16 protein-coding genes are annotated in these 13,672 nt (G+C 70.9%); 9 read left to right on the forward strand and 7 right to left on the reverse strand.

All coding sequences use genetic code 11. The features are described 5' to 3' along the window. Nucleotides 1-40: 40 nt before the first annotated feature. Together BCF74_RS00425 and BCF74_RS00430 are read right to left on the reverse strand one after the other, a co-directional pair. Complete coding sequence (locus BCF74_RS00425) at nt 41-751, reverse strand: lysozyme (RefSeq protein ID WP_245889131.1); 711 nt, start codon at nt 749-751, stop codon at nt 41-43. A gap of 121 nt (nt 752-872) precedes the next feature. Beyond that, the gene (locus tag BCF74_RS00430) at nt 873-1,334 is read right to left on the reverse strand and encodes a type II toxin-antitoxin system PemK/MazF family toxin (RefSeq protein WP_342747521.1); all 462 of its coding nucleotides are present in this window, start codon (nt 1,332-1,334) and stop codon (nt 873-875) included. A 147-nt stretch (nt 1,335-1,481) separates the two neighbouring features. On the opposite strand from BCF74_RS00430, the gene lepA reads away from it, so the two are divergent. The 3 genes from lepA (at nt 1,482) to BCF74_RS00445 (ending at nt 4,404) form a co-directional block, all read left to right on the forward strand. Continuing rightward, nucleotides 1,482-3,347 (forward strand): translation elongation factor 4, encoded by a 1,866-nt coding sequence (gene lepA / locus BCF74_RS00435; protein ID WP_106295995.1) that lies wholly within the window; start codon nt 1,482-1,484, stop codon nt 3,345-3,347. Between the two features lie 100 nt (nt 3,348-3,447). Next, a complete protein-coding gene (locus tag BCF74_RS00440; protein ID WP_106295996.1) occupies nt 3,448-3,906 on the forward strand; it encodes a hotdog fold domain-containing protein in 459 nt (152 codons plus the stop codon). Nucleotides 3,907-3,963: 57 nt separating this feature from the next. Beyond that, complete coding sequence (locus BCF74_RS00445) at nt 3,964-4,404, forward strand: nitroreductase family deazaflavin-dependent oxidoreductase (RefSeq protein ID WP_106295997.1); 441 nt, start codon at nt 3,964-3,966, stop codon at nt 4,402-4,404. A 120-nt stretch (nt 4,405-4,524) separates the two neighbouring features. Here the strand turns inward: BCF74_RS00445 and BCF74_RS00450 are convergent, their stop codons facing one another. Together BCF74_RS00450 and BCF74_RS00455 are read right to left on the reverse strand one after the other, a co-directional pair. After that, nucleotides 4,525-5,139 carry an NUDIX hydrolase gene (locus BCF74_RS00450; RefSeq protein WP_245889132.1) on the reverse strand — a complete coding sequence of 205 codons (615 nt, stop codon included), beginning with the start codon at nt 5,137-5,139 and terminating at the stop codon, nt 4,525-4,527. Beyond that, nucleotides 5,136-5,957 (reverse strand): tyrosine-protein phosphatase, encoded by an 822-nt coding sequence (locus tag BCF74_RS00455; protein ID WP_245889133.1) that lies wholly within the window; start codon nt 5,955-5,957, stop codon nt 5,136-5,138. The genes BCF74_RS00450 and BCF74_RS00455 overlap by 4 nt, the downstream gene beginning before the upstream one ends. A 300-nt stretch (nt 5,958-6,257) precedes the next feature. On the opposite strand from BCF74_RS00455, the gene hemW reads away from it, so the two are divergent. Next, a complete protein-coding gene (gene hemW, locus BCF74_RS00460; protein WP_106295998.1) occupies nt 6,258-7,493 on the forward strand; it encodes a radical SAM family heme chaperone HemW in 1,236 nt (411 codons plus the stop codon). 79 nt (nt 7,494-7,572) lie between these two features. Beyond that, nucleotides 7,573-8,325, forward strand: coding sequence for an SDR family oxidoreductase (locus BCF74_RS00465; protein WP_106295999.1), 753 nt, complete (start codon nt 7,573-7,575; stop codon nt 8,323-8,325). 12 nt (nt 8,326-8,337) lie between these two features. Here the strand turns inward: BCF74_RS00465 and BCF74_RS17500 are convergent, their stop codons facing one another. The 3 genes from BCF74_RS17500 to BCF74_RS00475 all read right to left on the reverse strand — a co-directional run bounded on the left by BCF74_RS17500 (nt 8,338) and on the right by BCF74_RS00475 (nt 9,883). Beyond that, on the reverse strand, nt 8,338-8,571 hold the full coding sequence (locus tag BCF74_RS17500) for a DUF4870 domain-containing protein (RefSeq protein ID WP_218279166.1): 234 nt from the start codon (nt 8,569-8,571) through the stop codon (nt 8,338-8,340). After that, the gene (locus BCF74_RS17505) at nt 8,552-8,809 is read right to left on the reverse strand and encodes a hypothetical protein (RefSeq protein WP_218279167.1); all 258 of its coding nucleotides are present in this window, start codon (nt 8,807-8,809) and stop codon (nt 8,552-8,554) included. The genes BCF74_RS17500 and BCF74_RS17505 overlap by 20 nt, the downstream gene beginning before the upstream one ends. A gap of 192 nt (nt 8,810-9,001) precedes the next feature. Then, nucleotides 9,002-9,883 (reverse strand): DUF3097 domain-containing protein, encoded by an 882-nt coding sequence (locus tag BCF74_RS00475; protein ID WP_106296000.1) that lies wholly within the window; start codon nt 9,881-9,883, stop codon nt 9,002-9,004. 138 nt (nt 9,884-10,021) lie between these two features. Between BCF74_RS00475 and hrcA the strand changes: the two genes are divergently transcribed. The 4 genes from hrcA (at nt 10,022) to BCF74_RS00495 (ending at nt 13,657) form a co-directional block, all read left to right on the forward strand. Next, entirely contained in the window at nt 10,022-11,053 is a 1,032-nt protein-coding gene (hrcA, locus tag BCF74_RS00480) for a heat-inducible transcriptional repressor HrcA (RefSeq protein WP_106296001.1), read from the forward strand. A gap of 67 nt (nt 11,054-11,120) precedes the next feature. Further along, the gene (gene dnaJ / locus BCF74_RS00485) at nt 11,121-12,251 is read left to right on the forward strand and encodes a molecular chaperone DnaJ (protein WP_106296002.1); all 1,131 of its coding nucleotides are present in this window, start codon (nt 11,121-11,123) and stop codon (nt 12,249-12,251) included. 43 nt (nt 12,252-12,294) lie between these two features. Beyond that, nucleotides 12,295-13,038, forward strand: a complete 744-nt coding sequence (locus BCF74_RS00490; protein ID WP_106296003.1) for a 16S rRNA (uracil(1498)-N(3))-methyltransferase — start codon at nt 12,295-12,297, stop codon at nt 13,036-13,038. Nucleotides 13,039-13,294: 256 nt separating this feature from the next. After that, complete coding sequence (locus BCF74_RS00495) at nt 13,295-13,657, forward strand: histidine triad nucleotide-binding protein (protein WP_106296004.1); 363 nt, start codon at nt 13,295-13,297, stop codon at nt 13,655-13,657. Nucleotides 13,658-13,672: the final 15 nt, after the last annotated feature.

The following is a 13,672-nucleotide window of genomic DNA, read 5'->3' on the forward strand; positions in this document are numbered from 1 at the left end:
GGCGCGTATGCCGTGCAGCAGCTCGGCGCGCGGCCTCGTCTCAGCCGAGGGCCAGTGCCTTGAGTCGGGACAGGTCGCCGTTGAACCAGTTCTTGTCGAGCGGGCTGCTCGTGTACTGCCAGAACGTGTAGTACGGCCAGCCGCCCGGCAGCGTGCCCACCGTCGTGTTGTAGCGGGCCACCCAGAGCGGGTTCGTCGCGTTGAACTGGGTGGTGTTGCCGGTGCACTGGGTCCACCAGTCGAGGTTCGTGTAGATCACCGCGTCGCGGCCGGTGCGGGCCTTGTAGCGCGAGAGGAACGCGGCGATCCACGACCGCATCGCCGACTGGGACAGGCCGTAACACGTTGCGCCATAAGGGTTGTACTCGATGTCGAGCGCGCCGGGCAGGGTCTTGCCGTCGCGCGACCAGCCCCCGCCGTTGTTGACGAACCAGTCGGCTTGCGCCGTCCCGCTCGAGTTCGACGGCAGCGCAAAGTGGTAGGCGCCGCGGATCATGCCGACGTTGTAGGAGCCGTTGTACTGCTGGGTGAAGTACGGGTTCTTGTAGGTCGTGCCCTCGGTCGCCTTGACGTAGGCGAACTTCATGCCCTGACCCCACCAGTAGTTCCAGTCGACGTTGCCCTGGTGCGAGGCGACGTCCATGCCGGGGGTCTGGGTGGCGGCAGCGGCCGTCGGGACGGCGTCGCGGACCGCGACCGACCCCACGGCGAGTGCGGCCGCCGCGGTGACGCCGGCCGCGAGGCGTCTCAAGGCATTTCGTCTGTGGGCGGGGCGGGTGAACAGGTGGCGGGTCATCGTGCACTCCTTGGCGAGTCAGGACGGGGCCGGGCACTCCCGTCGAGTGCTCGCCTGACCAGCCAAGGGGTGGCTACTAATCGTCCGCAACCGGAGCAGACGTTCTTGACGAAGTCTTTGCCCGTTCTTGGCTCACCGTCGCCCAGACGGCCATGACCTCGTCCCATCGCGCCCGGTCCAGCACGGCACCCTCGCGGCGGATCTTCGCCCGGTCGATGCGCACGATCCGGTTGACCCGCACCTCCGACGGCCGCCCCTTGCTGTCCCAGCCGCCGGGTCCGACGTCGACCCAGAGCCGCCCCTCGCGCCGCTCCTGCTCGACGTCGCGGTCGTGGTCCTTGCTCGTGAGGTGCATCCCGAGCACCCACACCCCGTCGAACCCGACGATGAGCACCGGCCGGTCCTTGCCACGGGCGTGGTCCTCCTCGTAGGGCACCCACGCCCACACGACCTCGCCGGTGTCCGGGTCGCCGTCGGGGTCCGGCGCGTATGCCGGGTTCAGCGGTCCGAGGTAGTCGCCGGGGTAGCTCGTCGTCACGTTCGCCGACGCTACGCGAGCAACCTGTCCGTATGCCGTGTCCACGCCGGGGTGGTCGGGCGCCCGCCTGCGGCATGGGAGACTTGTCCGACGCCTGACCGGCAGGCCCGCCCTGCGCCGACGAACCACCCCCGAGGAACTCCACCAGTGTCCCCCCGCGCCCGCACCGTGCTGCAGCCGCACGCCACGCCGCCGGAGGCGATCCGCAACTTCTGCATCATCGCCCACATCGACCACGGCAAGTCCACCCTCGCCGACCGGATGCTCCAGATCACCGGAGTCGTCGACGAGCGGGCGATGCGGGCGCAGTACCTCGACCGCATGGACATCGAGCGTGAGCGCGGCATCACGATCAAGAGCCAGGCGGTGCGCATGCCGTGGGAGGCGCAGGATGCTGCCGGGGAGCAGGGTGTCTTCGCGCTCAACATGATCGACACCCCCGGCCACGTCGACTTCACCTATGAGGTGTCGCGCTCGCTCGCCGCCTGTGAGGGCGCGATCCTCCTCGTCGACGCGGCTCAGGGCATCGAGGCCCAGACCCTCGCGAACCTCTACCTCGCGATGGAGAACGACCTCACGATCATCCCGGTCCTCAACAAGATCGACCTGCCGGCGGCGCAGCCGGAGAAGTACGCCGAGGAGCTGGCCGGCCTCATCGGCGTCGAGCCGGAGGACTGCCTGCGCGTCTCCGGCAAGACCGGTGTCGGTGTCGAGCCGCTGCTCGACGAGATCGTCCGCCAGATCCCGGCGCCCGTCGGTGACCCGGACGCCCCGGCGCGCGCGATGATCTTCGACTCGGTCTATGACACCTATCGCGGCGTCGTCACCTATGTGCGTGTCGTCGACGGCAACCTCAACCCGCGCGAGCGGATCTCGATGATGTCGACCAAGGCGCACCACGAGCTCCTCGAGATCGGTGTCATCTCGCCCGAGCCGGTTCCCGGCAAGGGACTCGGGGTCGGCGAGGTGGGCTACCTCATCACCGGCGTGAAGGACGTGCGTCAGTCGCGTGTCGGTGACACCGTCACGACGGCGAACAAGCCGGCGACCGACGCGCTCGGCGGCTACCGCGACCCCAAGCCGATGGTTTTCTCGGGGCTCTACCCGATCGACGGCTCGGACTACCCGGACCTGCGCGACGCCCTCGACAAGCTCAAGCTCAACGACGCGGCGCTCGTCTACGAGCCGGAGACGTCGGCCGCGCTCGGGTTCGGCTTCCGCTGCGGCTTCCTCGGCCTGCTCCACCTCGAGATCGTCCGCGAGCGGCTTGAGCGCGAGTTCGACCTCGACCTCATCTCGACCCAGCCCAACGTCGTCTACGAGGTGACGATGGACGACGGCACCCACGTCGAGGTGACGAACCCGAGTGAGTTCCCCTACGGCAAGGTCGCCGAGGTCCGTGAGCCGGTCGTCAAGGCGACGATCCTCGCGCCGAGCGAGTTCATCGGCGCGATCATGGAGCTCTGCCAGAGCAAGCGTGGCTCGCTCCAGGGCATGGACTACCTCTCCGAGGACCGTGTCGAGATGCGCTACACGCTGCCGCTCGCCGAGATCGTCTTCGACTTCTTCGACCAGCTGAAGTCGCGCACCCGCGGCTACGCCTCCCTCGACTACCAGGAGGCCGGCGACCAGGCCGCCGACCTCGTCAAGGTCGACATCCTCCTCCAGGGCGAGAACGTCGACGCCTTCAGCTCGATCGTCCACAAGGACAAGGCCTACGCCTACGGCAACATGATGGCCGGCAAGCTCAAGGAGCTCATCCCGAGGCAGCAGTTCGAGGTGCCGATCCAGGCCGCCATCGGCGCCCGGGTCATCGCCCGCGAGAACATCCGCGCCATCCGCAAGGACGTCCTCGCCAAGTGCTACGGCGGCGACATCAGCCGCAAGCGCAAGCTGCTCGAGAAGCAGAAGGCCGGCAAGAAGCGAATGAAGAACATCGGCACCGTCGAGGTCCCGCCGGAGGCGTTCATCGCCGCGCTGTCCTCCGACGCCGCCGAGCCGAAGAAGAAGTAGCCGCGCGCGGCATACCGCTCCCGCCAGGACGTCGGGGCGATGGGGTGAGCGCGGCCACGCGCGGTGAGCGGACGGCATACCGGCAAGTAACATCGCCACCATGACGGATGTCCTCGCGCTCTACCGCCGCACCGCCGCGCTGCCCCTGGGCAAGAAGCTCTTCTCGTTCCTCTACGCCCAGAAGGCGCCGTACTTCTGGACGGTCCGCCCGCAGGTGCGGGACATGCGGCCCAACCACGCCGAGCTGACGATCCGCAAGCGCCGCGCCGTCGAGAACCACATCGGCACCGTCCACGCCATCGCCGCGTGCAACGGTCTCGAGGCTGTCATGGGCCTGCTCGCCGAGGCGACCGTGCCGCGTGGCAAGCGCTGGATCCCCAAGGGCATGGACGTCGCCTACACCGCGAAGTCGACGACCGACCTGCTCTGCACCGCCGACAGCGACCCCGCCGACTGGGAGCGCGGCGGCGACGTGCCGGTGCGGGTGCGCGCGATCCGCGAGGACGGCACGACGGTCGTCGAGGGCACGATCACGCTCTACGTGAGCGACAGGAAGTAGTCCGCCCTCTGGCCCCGCCGTCGCGCCGGAAGCCCCGGCCGTGGTGTCATCGGTGCCATGGCAATCACCGGAACCTACGTCCCCAGCCCCAGCGACTGGGTGCGCAAGCAGGTCGAGAAGATCGAGGAGACCGGCACGACGGACTCGGTCGACATCCAGGGCCGTCCCGTCGTCCTCCTCACGATGAACGGCGTCACCGGCTCGGTGCGCAAGGTGCCGCTCATGCGGGTCGAGCACGATGGTGTGTATGCCGCGGTGGCGTCCAAGGGCGGCGCGCCGGACAACCCGAAGTGGTACGCGAACCTGCTCAAGAACCCCGTCATCGAGCTCCAGGACGGCACCCGTTCGTGGACCGCGAGGGCGCGCGAGCTCGAGGGCGCCGAGCGGGAGCAGTGGTGGCCGCGCTGCGTCGAGGCGTTCCCGCCGTACGCGGAGTACCAGCAGAACACCGACCGCCTCATCCCCGTCTTCGTGCTCGAGCCCGTCGACGAGGGCTGACCCGGCGCGCTGCGCGCGTGGGCCGTATGCCGTCCGCGCGCCTCCCCGCCTGCGTGCGTCTGCGTCGATGGTCCGGTTCCTGGCCATGCACGCAGACGCAAGGCCAGCAGGGCGAGGGCTTCAGCCGGGGGAGACGGTCGACTCGTCCACCTCGTCGAGCTCGAGCGGCTCGGCCGGTGCCACGTCGTCGTCGCGCAGGGTGCTCCAGATGGTCAGCAGGTCGCGCGGCCAGATGTCCTCGGTGGCGGCGGCGACCTCGGCGCGGGTCCACCAGCGGTGGGCCGTCATCGTCGCGAGCTCGTCCACGGTGTGCCCGGCCGTCGACACCTCGAACGCCGCGCAGCGGACGAACCAGAACACCTCGTCCTGGGTGGTGATGACGTCGCTGTATCCGTGGACGACCCGCCGCCGGGCCAGCGGACCGACGAGGTCGTCGGCGCTGATGGCCAGCCCGGTCTCCTCGGCGACCTCGCGCACCGCGGCGAGCCGGTCGCTCTCGCCGGGATCGACGCCACCGCCCGGCGTGATCCAGAAGACGGCCGGCGGGTCCAGGAGGGGGTCGCGGTCCTCGAAGAGCAGGATCCGGTCGTCCTCGTCGACGAGGAGCACGCGCATGGCGCGCCGGTCGACCCGCGGGCGGGTGTCCGGGTTCGGCGCCGGGCGCACGGTGGGCAGCCCACGAAGGTGAGGGTCACCCCCGTCGGCACCGGACGGCATACCGGCAGCGCCGCTCACGTCGTGAGCCGGTCGCGCAGCCGGGCGATGTCCTCGTCGGTCCAGCCCTGGGCGCGCAGCCAGCCCTCGCCGCCGCCGAACTCGCTCTCGAGGGTGTCGAGGATCGTCGCCATCGTCTCAGGCCGGGGGAGCTGGTCCTCGACGCTCTGCTGGCTGAGGGCCTTGCCGTAGAGGTCGCGCGGCATGAGGCGGGCGATGATTCGCTCGAGCCGTTCGCCGGTGAGGGCGTAGTCCTCGATGATCGCCTCGCGCGGGACGCCGGCGACGTCGAGGGCGAGGGCGGTGACGGTGCCGGTGCGGTCCTTGCCCGCGGCGCAGTGGATGACCGTCGCGCCGGTGGAGCGCGACACGACGTCGAGGGCGGCGCTCACCGAGTCGGGTCGGGTCGAGAGATAGCCGAGGTAGTGGTCGGACCAGAACTGCGCGTCACGCACCGGTCGGGTCGAGTGCTCCGGCATCGCGAGGGCCTGCTCGGCGGTGACCTTGCGGCCGTCACCGAAGAGGCTGTGGTGGTGGTGCTTCAGCGACTCGACCTCCCAGAGCGGGCCCGGGCCCTCGGTGCTCACCTCGGTGTCGCTGCGCAGGTCGACGATGTCGCTCACGCCGAGCTCGTCGACGAGCCGCCGGACGTCGGACTCGCTGAGGTCCTGGAGGTTGTCCGAGCGCAACAGTCGTCCCGGCTGGATCATGCGACCGTCCCGGGTGGGGAGCCCGCCGGCATCGCGCATGTTGACGACCCCGTCGAGCTCGACCCAGCGGTCCAGCGGCGTCGGGTCGGCGGGGGGCTCGGTCGGTTCGCGACCCGGGGTGTGGCTCACGCCGCCATCGTAGGAGGTGGCGTGGGCGCCGCCTGAGCACTGGGTGAGACAACCGGGTGACACAAAGGTGAGGGCCTCGGAAAGTATGAGTTTCCGAGGCCCTCGACGAAGAGAAGAACCGAAGTCCTTTTCTTCGAGGCTCTCACCGAAGTGAGTGCGTAGAGGTATGTCTAGTCGGCTTCTCGGGCAGGGCGCAAGAGGTTCGGCGAAACTTTCTCGACTTTTCTCGGTTGCCACGGCGTGTCTTGCTGGACACGCCGTGTTCACCCACGGCTCGGGCGCTCGACAGGCGGTGGGAGGATGGAGCCCGTGCCCCAGCTGCCCGACGGTGACCCCGCTCCCGCCACCGGAGAGCTCCCGGAGTCGGCGCTGGCGGGGCTGGGCGAGCGGCCGCTCGGCATCTACCTGCACGTCCCGTTCTGCCGGGTGCGCTGCGGCTACTGCGACTTCAACACGTACACGCTGACCGAGCTGGGGCCGGGCGCGAGCACCGCGAGCTTCGCCGACACGGCGCTCGCCGAGCTCGACCTGGCGCACTCGGTCCTCGGCGACCGGGCCCCGCGGGTGGACACGGTCTTCGTCGGCGGCGGCACGCCGACGATGCTCCCGGCGGCCGACCTCGTGCGGCTCGTGGACGGCATACGGGACCGGTTCGGCCTCGCGGACCATGCCGAGGTGACGACCGAGGCGAACCCGGACTCGGTCACTCCCGAGTCGCTGCGCGTCCTCGCCGAAGGCGGCTTCACGCGCATCTCGCTCGGCATGCAGTCGGCGGTGCCGCACGTCCTCGCGACGCTCGACCGGACGCACGACCCCGCGGGGGTCGAGCGCGCCGTCACGGCCGCGAAGGACGTCGGTCTCGTCACGAGCGTCGACCTCATCTACGGCACGCCGGGGGAGTCGGTCGAGGACTGGCGGCGCAGCCTCGACGCCGCGGTTTCCCTTGAGCCACGCCACATCTCGGCCTATGCGCTCGTCGTCGAGGAGGGCACCAGGCTGGCCGCCCAGGTCCGTCGCGGCGAGGTGGCCCGGCCCGACGACGATGACGAGGCGACGAAGTACGAGCTCGCCGACGACGTGCTGCGCGGCGCCGGGTTCGAGTGGTACGAGGTGAGCAACTGGACCCGCACCCCAGCCGGTCGCTGCCGGCACAACGACGGCTACTGGACCGGCGCCGACTGGTGGGGTGTCGGGCCGGGTGCGCACAGCCACGTCGGCGGCGTCCGCTGGTGGAACGTCAAGCATCCGAGGGCGTATGCCGCGCGCCTCGCCGAGGGTGCGTCCCCGGCTGCCGGACGCGAGACGCTCACCGCCGACCAGGTCCGCGACGAGCAGGTGCTCCTCGGGGTGCGGGTGCGCGAGGGCCTGGCCGTCGACGAGCTCGACGAGGTCGGCCGGCGCGCGGTCGCCGGCCTCGTCGCGGACGGACTGCTCGACGGCCCGGCAGCGGTGCGCGACCGGAGGGCCGTGCTCACCCTGCGTGGCCGCCTCCTCGCCGACACCGTCGTCCGGCGACTCCTCGGCGTCGGCTCCTGACGCCGCCAGGTCCCGCCGTCGTGTGCGCGAGACCACGCTGGTGCCTGATGCCGGCCGGCCACCGCCTAGGTTGGGAGGCATGAAGCGTCTCGAGGGCAAGGTCGCAGTCGTCACCGGAGCAAGCCGCGGCATCGGCCTGGGCATCGCCGAACGCCTTGTCGCAGAAGGCGCCCGAGTCTGCATCACGGCCCGCAAGCCCGAGGCGCTCGACGAGGCCGTCGCGTCCCTGGGCGGCTCCGAGGTCGCCATGTCCGTCGCCGGCCGTGCCGACGACCCAGCCCACCAGGACGAGGTGCTCGCCGCGGTGGCCGAACGGTTCGGCCCCGTCGAGCTGCTCGTCAACAACACCGGGATCAACCCGGCATACGGCCGGCTCGTCGACATCGACCTCGACGCCGCCCGCAAGATCGTCGAGGTCAACTGCATCGCCGCCCTGTCGTGGGTGCAGAAGGCCGTCGCCGGAGGCCTTGAGGAGCGCGGCGGCTCGATCGTCAACGTCTCGTCGACAGCGGGGGTGCGCACCGCGCCCGGCATCGGGTTCTACGGCGCGAGCAAGGCGATGCTCACCCACCTCACCGAGGAGCTGGCGGTCGAGCTCGGCCCGTCGGTACGCGTCAACGCCGTGGCGCCCGCCGTCGTCAAGACGAAGTTCGCCACGGCGCTCTACGAGGGTCGCGAGGACGAGGTGGCCCAGGCCTATCCGTTGAAGCGGCTCGGCGTGCCCGAGGACATCGCGAGCGTCGTCGCGTTCCTGCTCTCCGACGACGCCGCCTGGATGACCGGCCAGCTCGTCGTGGTCGACGGCGGCCTGCTCCTCGGCGGCGGCGTCTGAGAGGTCAGCTCGTCACTTGACGAACTGCGGCGTCATCGGCGGGTTCCACAGCTCGCCCTTGTTGGCCTTCATCGCGCCGATGACGTGGACGACGAACGCCCAGACGAGCGCGATCGCGTAGGTCGCGAAGCCGACGAGGACGAACATCAGCGGCACCGAGATGACGAGGATGATGCCGGTGATGATCTGGACGTTGAGCGAGTTCGCTGCGTTCTTGCGCACGAAGTCACCGCGGTCCTTGAACATCAGGTAGATGATGAGCGACCCCAACGAAGCCCGCCAGTCCGGCGCTGAAGACCATCGCCAGGAGTGGGATGAGGTGGCTCAGCATGCCGAGCGTGCGCTGCTCCTGCGGCGCCAGGGCGGCGGAACCGGGCTGGTAAGGCGCAGGCTGCTGCTGCGGGTGTCCGTATGCCGGCGGGGCGCCGGTCGTGTCGAACGGCGGCTGCGGTTGAGGTTGCTGGTGCTGGGGGTGCTCGGTCATGGGGTCCTCCTCCGGGGGACGTTTCGGGCTGTCATCCATGAAAGCGCACGTCGCCGGGTGCAGCTTCCCGTTTCGGGGTGGGATCAGGGTGCGCTCAGGGACGACCCCACACGGCTGGTGTGCCGGACCACGCAGCGCGGGGGACCCGCGCGCGAGGCGCGCACCCGGCATACCTGCGCGTGCTGGCGGCGGTCAGGCGCCCTCGGGTGCGGTGACGAAGTCGATGAGCTCCTCGACGCGACCGAGAAGGGTCGGCTCGAGGTCGGCGTAGGTGCGCACCGAGCCGAGGATCTGCTTCCACGCGCGGGCGATGTCGGCCTGGTCGTCGTGCGGCCACCCGAGGTGGGCACAGATGCCGTGCTTCCACGACGTGCCGCGCGGGATGACCGGCCACTGCTGCATGCCGAGGCGCTCGGGGCGGACCGACTGCCACACGTCGACATAGGGGTGCCCGACGATGAGGACGTGCGGCGCGAACGGCTGCAGCCGCGACGCGGCCTCGACGACGCGTGACTCCTTGGTTCCGGGCACGAGGTGGTCGACGAGAACCCCCATCCGGCGGCCTGGGCCGGGCGCGAAGTCGCGGATCGCGCCCTCGAGGTCGTCGACGCCGTCGAGCATCTCGACGACGACGCCCTCGACGCGCAGGTCGTGGCCCCAGACCTTCTCGACGAGCTCGGCGTCATGGCGGCCCTCGACGAAGATCCGAGAGGCGCTCGCGACCTTGGCCCTGGCGTCGTGGACGGCGCGCGACCCGCTCGCGGTGCGGCTCGCGGCGGCGCGGGCGTCCGACAGCCTGGCGTTCGCCGCGGCGGCCGGCTTGGTCAGCGTGACGGGGCGGCCGTCGACGTGGAAGCCGGGACCGAGGGGGAAGGCCTTGGTGCGCCCCCGACGGTCCTCGAGGTGGACGACGTGGACGCCCCCGGCCTTCTCGACGCGGACGACGGCGCCGACCCAGCCGGTCTCGACGTCCTCCACGACGACGCCGATCTCGGCGGCGAGCGGGGTGGACCGGCCGCCACGCGGGGCCTTCCAGTCGCCGGCGAGCACATCGGATCCATAGCGGTCGGTCACCTGCGCGAGGGTACGCGAGCGACGGCGTAGAATTGGCACTCACCACGCCCGAGTGCCAACGTGTATGCGACGCGTGGTCACCACGCGCCGCGGTGTCACCCGCGCACAGGAGCAGCCACGACGAGGGAGGTGTGGGGCATGAGTGAGGACCGCCGGCTCGCCGTGCTGCGCGCCATCGTCCAGGACTACGTCGAGACGTCCGAGCCGGTGGGGTCCAAGGCGCTGCTCGAGCGGCACCAGCTCGGGGTCTCGGCCGCGACCGTCCGCAACGACATGGCCGTCCTCGAGGAGGAGGGCCTCATCGCGGCGCCGCACACGAGCGCCGGGCGCATCCCGACCGACGCGGGCTACCGGCTCTTCGTCGACCGGCTCAGCACCGTCAAGCCGCTGAGCGGCGCCGAGAAGCGCGCCATCAGCACCCTGCTCGACGGCGCGATGGACCTCGACGACGTCGTCGACCGCACGGTGCGGCTCCTCGCGTCGCTGACCCGGCAGGTCGCCGTCGTCCAGTACCCCTCGCTGACGCGCTCGTCCGTCCGGCACATCGAGCTCGTGCCGCTCGGCGGGACGCGCCTGCTCGTCGTCCTCATCACGACGACCGGCCGCGTGGAGCAGCGCGTCCTCGAGACGGGCATCGACCTCGGCGAGCCCGCGGCCGAGCGGATGCTCGCCTCGCTGCGCTCCGACGTCAACGGCGCGACGGTGGGCCGCACGCTCGCCGACGCGGCGGGCGGGCTGGGGGAGCTGCCGACCCAGGTCGACCCCGCCGCGCGCGGGTTGCTGGCGGCCATTGCGGCCGAGCTGACCGAGGTGCTCGTCGAGCAGCGCGAGGAGCGCGTCGTCGTCGCCGGCACGTCGAACCTCGTGCGCGCCGGTGAGGACTTCCCGACGTCGATCGGCCCTGTCCTCGAGGCCCTCGAGGAACACGTCGTGCTGCTCAAGCTGTTGGGCACGGTGAGTGAGCAGGGTGACAGCGTTGCCGTCCGCATCGGGGCCGAGAACCCGTATGCCGGGCTGCAGTCGACGTCGCTCGTCACCACCGGCTACGGCGCGGGGTCCGACCACGTCGCCGCGCTCGGCGTCGTGGGCCCGACGCGCATGGACTACCCGACGACGATGGCCGCGGTGCGCGCCGTCGCGACCTACGTCAGCCGGATCCTCGCCGAGTGACGCCGGCCCCGCCCCTGCCCGGACCTGTCCGCCACACCACTGACGACCACGAAGGACGCCCCCCGAAGTGAACGACTACTACGCCGACCTCGGCGTGGCCCGTGACGCGACCGCCGAGGACATCAAGAAGGCCTACCGGCGCTCCGCCCGCAAGCTGCACCCGGACGTCAACCCGGGCCCCGAGGCCGAGGAGGAGTTCAAGCGCGTCTCGCAGGCCTACGACGTGCTCTCCGACCCGGAGAAGCGGCGCAGCTACGACATGGGTGCCGACCCGTATGCCGGTGCCGCAGCGGGCTTCGGCCAGGGCTTCTCGTTCAGCGACATCATGGACGCGTTCTTCGGTGCCGGTGCTGCCGGCGCGCAGACCCGCGGCCCGCGCTCGCGGCAGTCGCGTGGGCAGGACGCACTTGTCCGTCTCGACATCGACCTGCGCGACGCGGTCTTCGGGGCCGAGAAGGAGCTGACGATCGACACCGCCGTGGGCTGCCCGACCTGCCACGGCGACGGCATGCAGCCCGGCACCGGCACCCGCACCTGCGAGGTGTGCAACGGGCAGGGGCAGGTGCAGTCGGTGCAGCGCTCGTTCCTCGGCCAGGTCATGACCTCGCGGCCGTGCGTGAACTGCCAGGCGACCGGTCAGGTCATCGAGGCGCCCTGCTACGACTGCTCCGGCGATGGTCGGGTCCGGACGCGCCGCACGATGACGATCCGGGTCCCCGCGGGCGTCGACACCGGCACGCGCATCCAGCTCGCGGGGGAGGGCGAGGTCGGACCGGGTGCAGGTCCGGCTGGTGACCTCTACGTCGAGGTCGCGGTGCGCCGCGACCCTCGCTTCCAGCGCCAGGGTGACGACCTGCACGCGACGCTCGAGCTCCCGATGACGGCCGCTGCGCTCGGGGCGACGGTGCCGTTCGACACCTTCGACGGCGAGCGTGAGCTCGACGTGCGTGCGGGGATGCAGTCGGGTGAGCAGATGACGTTGCGCGGCCTCGGGGTGACGCACCTGCGTGGGTCGGGCCGCGGCGACATCATCGTCCACGCGATGGTGCAGACCCCGACGAAGCTCTCCGGTGAGCAGGAGGAGCTGCTGCGGCGGCTCGCCACCCTCCGCGGCGAGGAGAAGCCCACCGGTCGGGTCGCCAACCCTGCTCAAGGGTCGGTCTTCGGCAAGCTGCGCGACGCGTTCAAGACGCGCTGATGACGGGCGCGGCGGTGACGAGTGCGGCGTCGGTGACGGCGCGATGAGCCTTGCGCTCTACCTCGTCGCCGCGGGCACTCTCGACGGTGTCGCCGTCGGCGACGTGGTCGAGCTCGACGGCCCCGAGGGCCGGCACGCGGCGACCGTGAAGCGCACCCAGCCGGGGGAGGGGGTGCGTCTCGCCGACGGTATGGGCCGCGTGGTCACCGGAGAGGTCGTCGCCGTGGAGCGGGACCGGTTGGGCGTGCGGGTCGAGGAGGTCGGCGACGAGGCCGAGCCGTCGCCACGTTTCGTCCTCGTCCAGGCGCTCGCGAAGGGTGACCGGGACGACCAGGCCATCGAGGCCGCAACCGAGCTCGGTGTCGACGAGGTCGTGCCGTGGCAGGCCGCGCGCAGCATCGTGCAGTGGCGCGGCGACCGGGGGCAGAAGGCATGGCGCAAGTGGGATTCCGTCCTGCTCGCCGCGACGAAACAGTCTCGTCGCGCCCGCCGCCCCGTCCTCTCTCCTGTGGTGACCACCGCGGAGCTGGCCGGGCGCATCGCCGCGGGCGGGACGGCATACGTGCTGCACGAGGACGGGACCGAGCCGCTCCCGGCGCAGCCGCTGCCCGCTGACGGCGATGTGCTCGTCGTCGTCGGTCCCGAAGGTGGGATCGCACCCGAGGAGCTCGACGTGTTGGCCGGCGCCGGAGCACGGGTGGTGCGCCTGGGGAACACCGTCCTCCGCTCCTCGAGTGCCGGCCCGGCAGCCCTGGCCGTCCTCAGCGCAGCCGCGCGTTGGCGCTGACCCCCGAGTCCGTCTTGAGGCCCTGAGCGAGCCCCGAACCGGTCACTCCGCGAGAGGTGCCTTTGCTCCAACGGGCTGGAGCAAACAACGCCATGTGCTTCAGCCAGCGGGAGCAAACAACGCCATTGCTTCAGCCGGCTGGAGCAAAGGCACTCTTCGGGACGCGCACGTTCGGTGGCGTTCGGGCGCGCTCCCACGGGCGCCGTTGTCAGGCCGTCAAGACGCACAGGACCGGTGATCGGTTTACTGTCGGAGCATGAGCGAAGTGACGACCGACCCGGACTGCCTCTTCTGCAAGATCGTCGCCGGCGACATCCCGGCCGACATCGTGCGCGAGGACGACGCGACTGTCGCCTTCCGCGACCTCGACCCGCAGGCGCCGGTGCACGTTCTCGTCATCCCGCGACACCACACGCCCAACGTCGGCTCGCTCACGCAGGAACGCCCGGACGACACCGTCGCCCTCTTCGACGCCGTTCGCGAGGTCGCCGCGCAGGAGGGCATCGCCGACGGGGGCTACCGCTCCGTCTTCAACACCGGCGCCGACGCGCACCAGACCGTCTTCCACGCGCACGTCCACGTCCTCGGTGGTCGCGCAATGCAATGGCCTCCCGGGTGAGCGGAACCGTAGACT

The sequence above is a fragment of the Knoellia remsis genome, assembly GCF_003002895.1.
GTDB lineage: Bacteria > Actinomycetota > Actinomycetes > Actinomycetales > Dermatophilaceae > Knoellia > Knoellia remsis.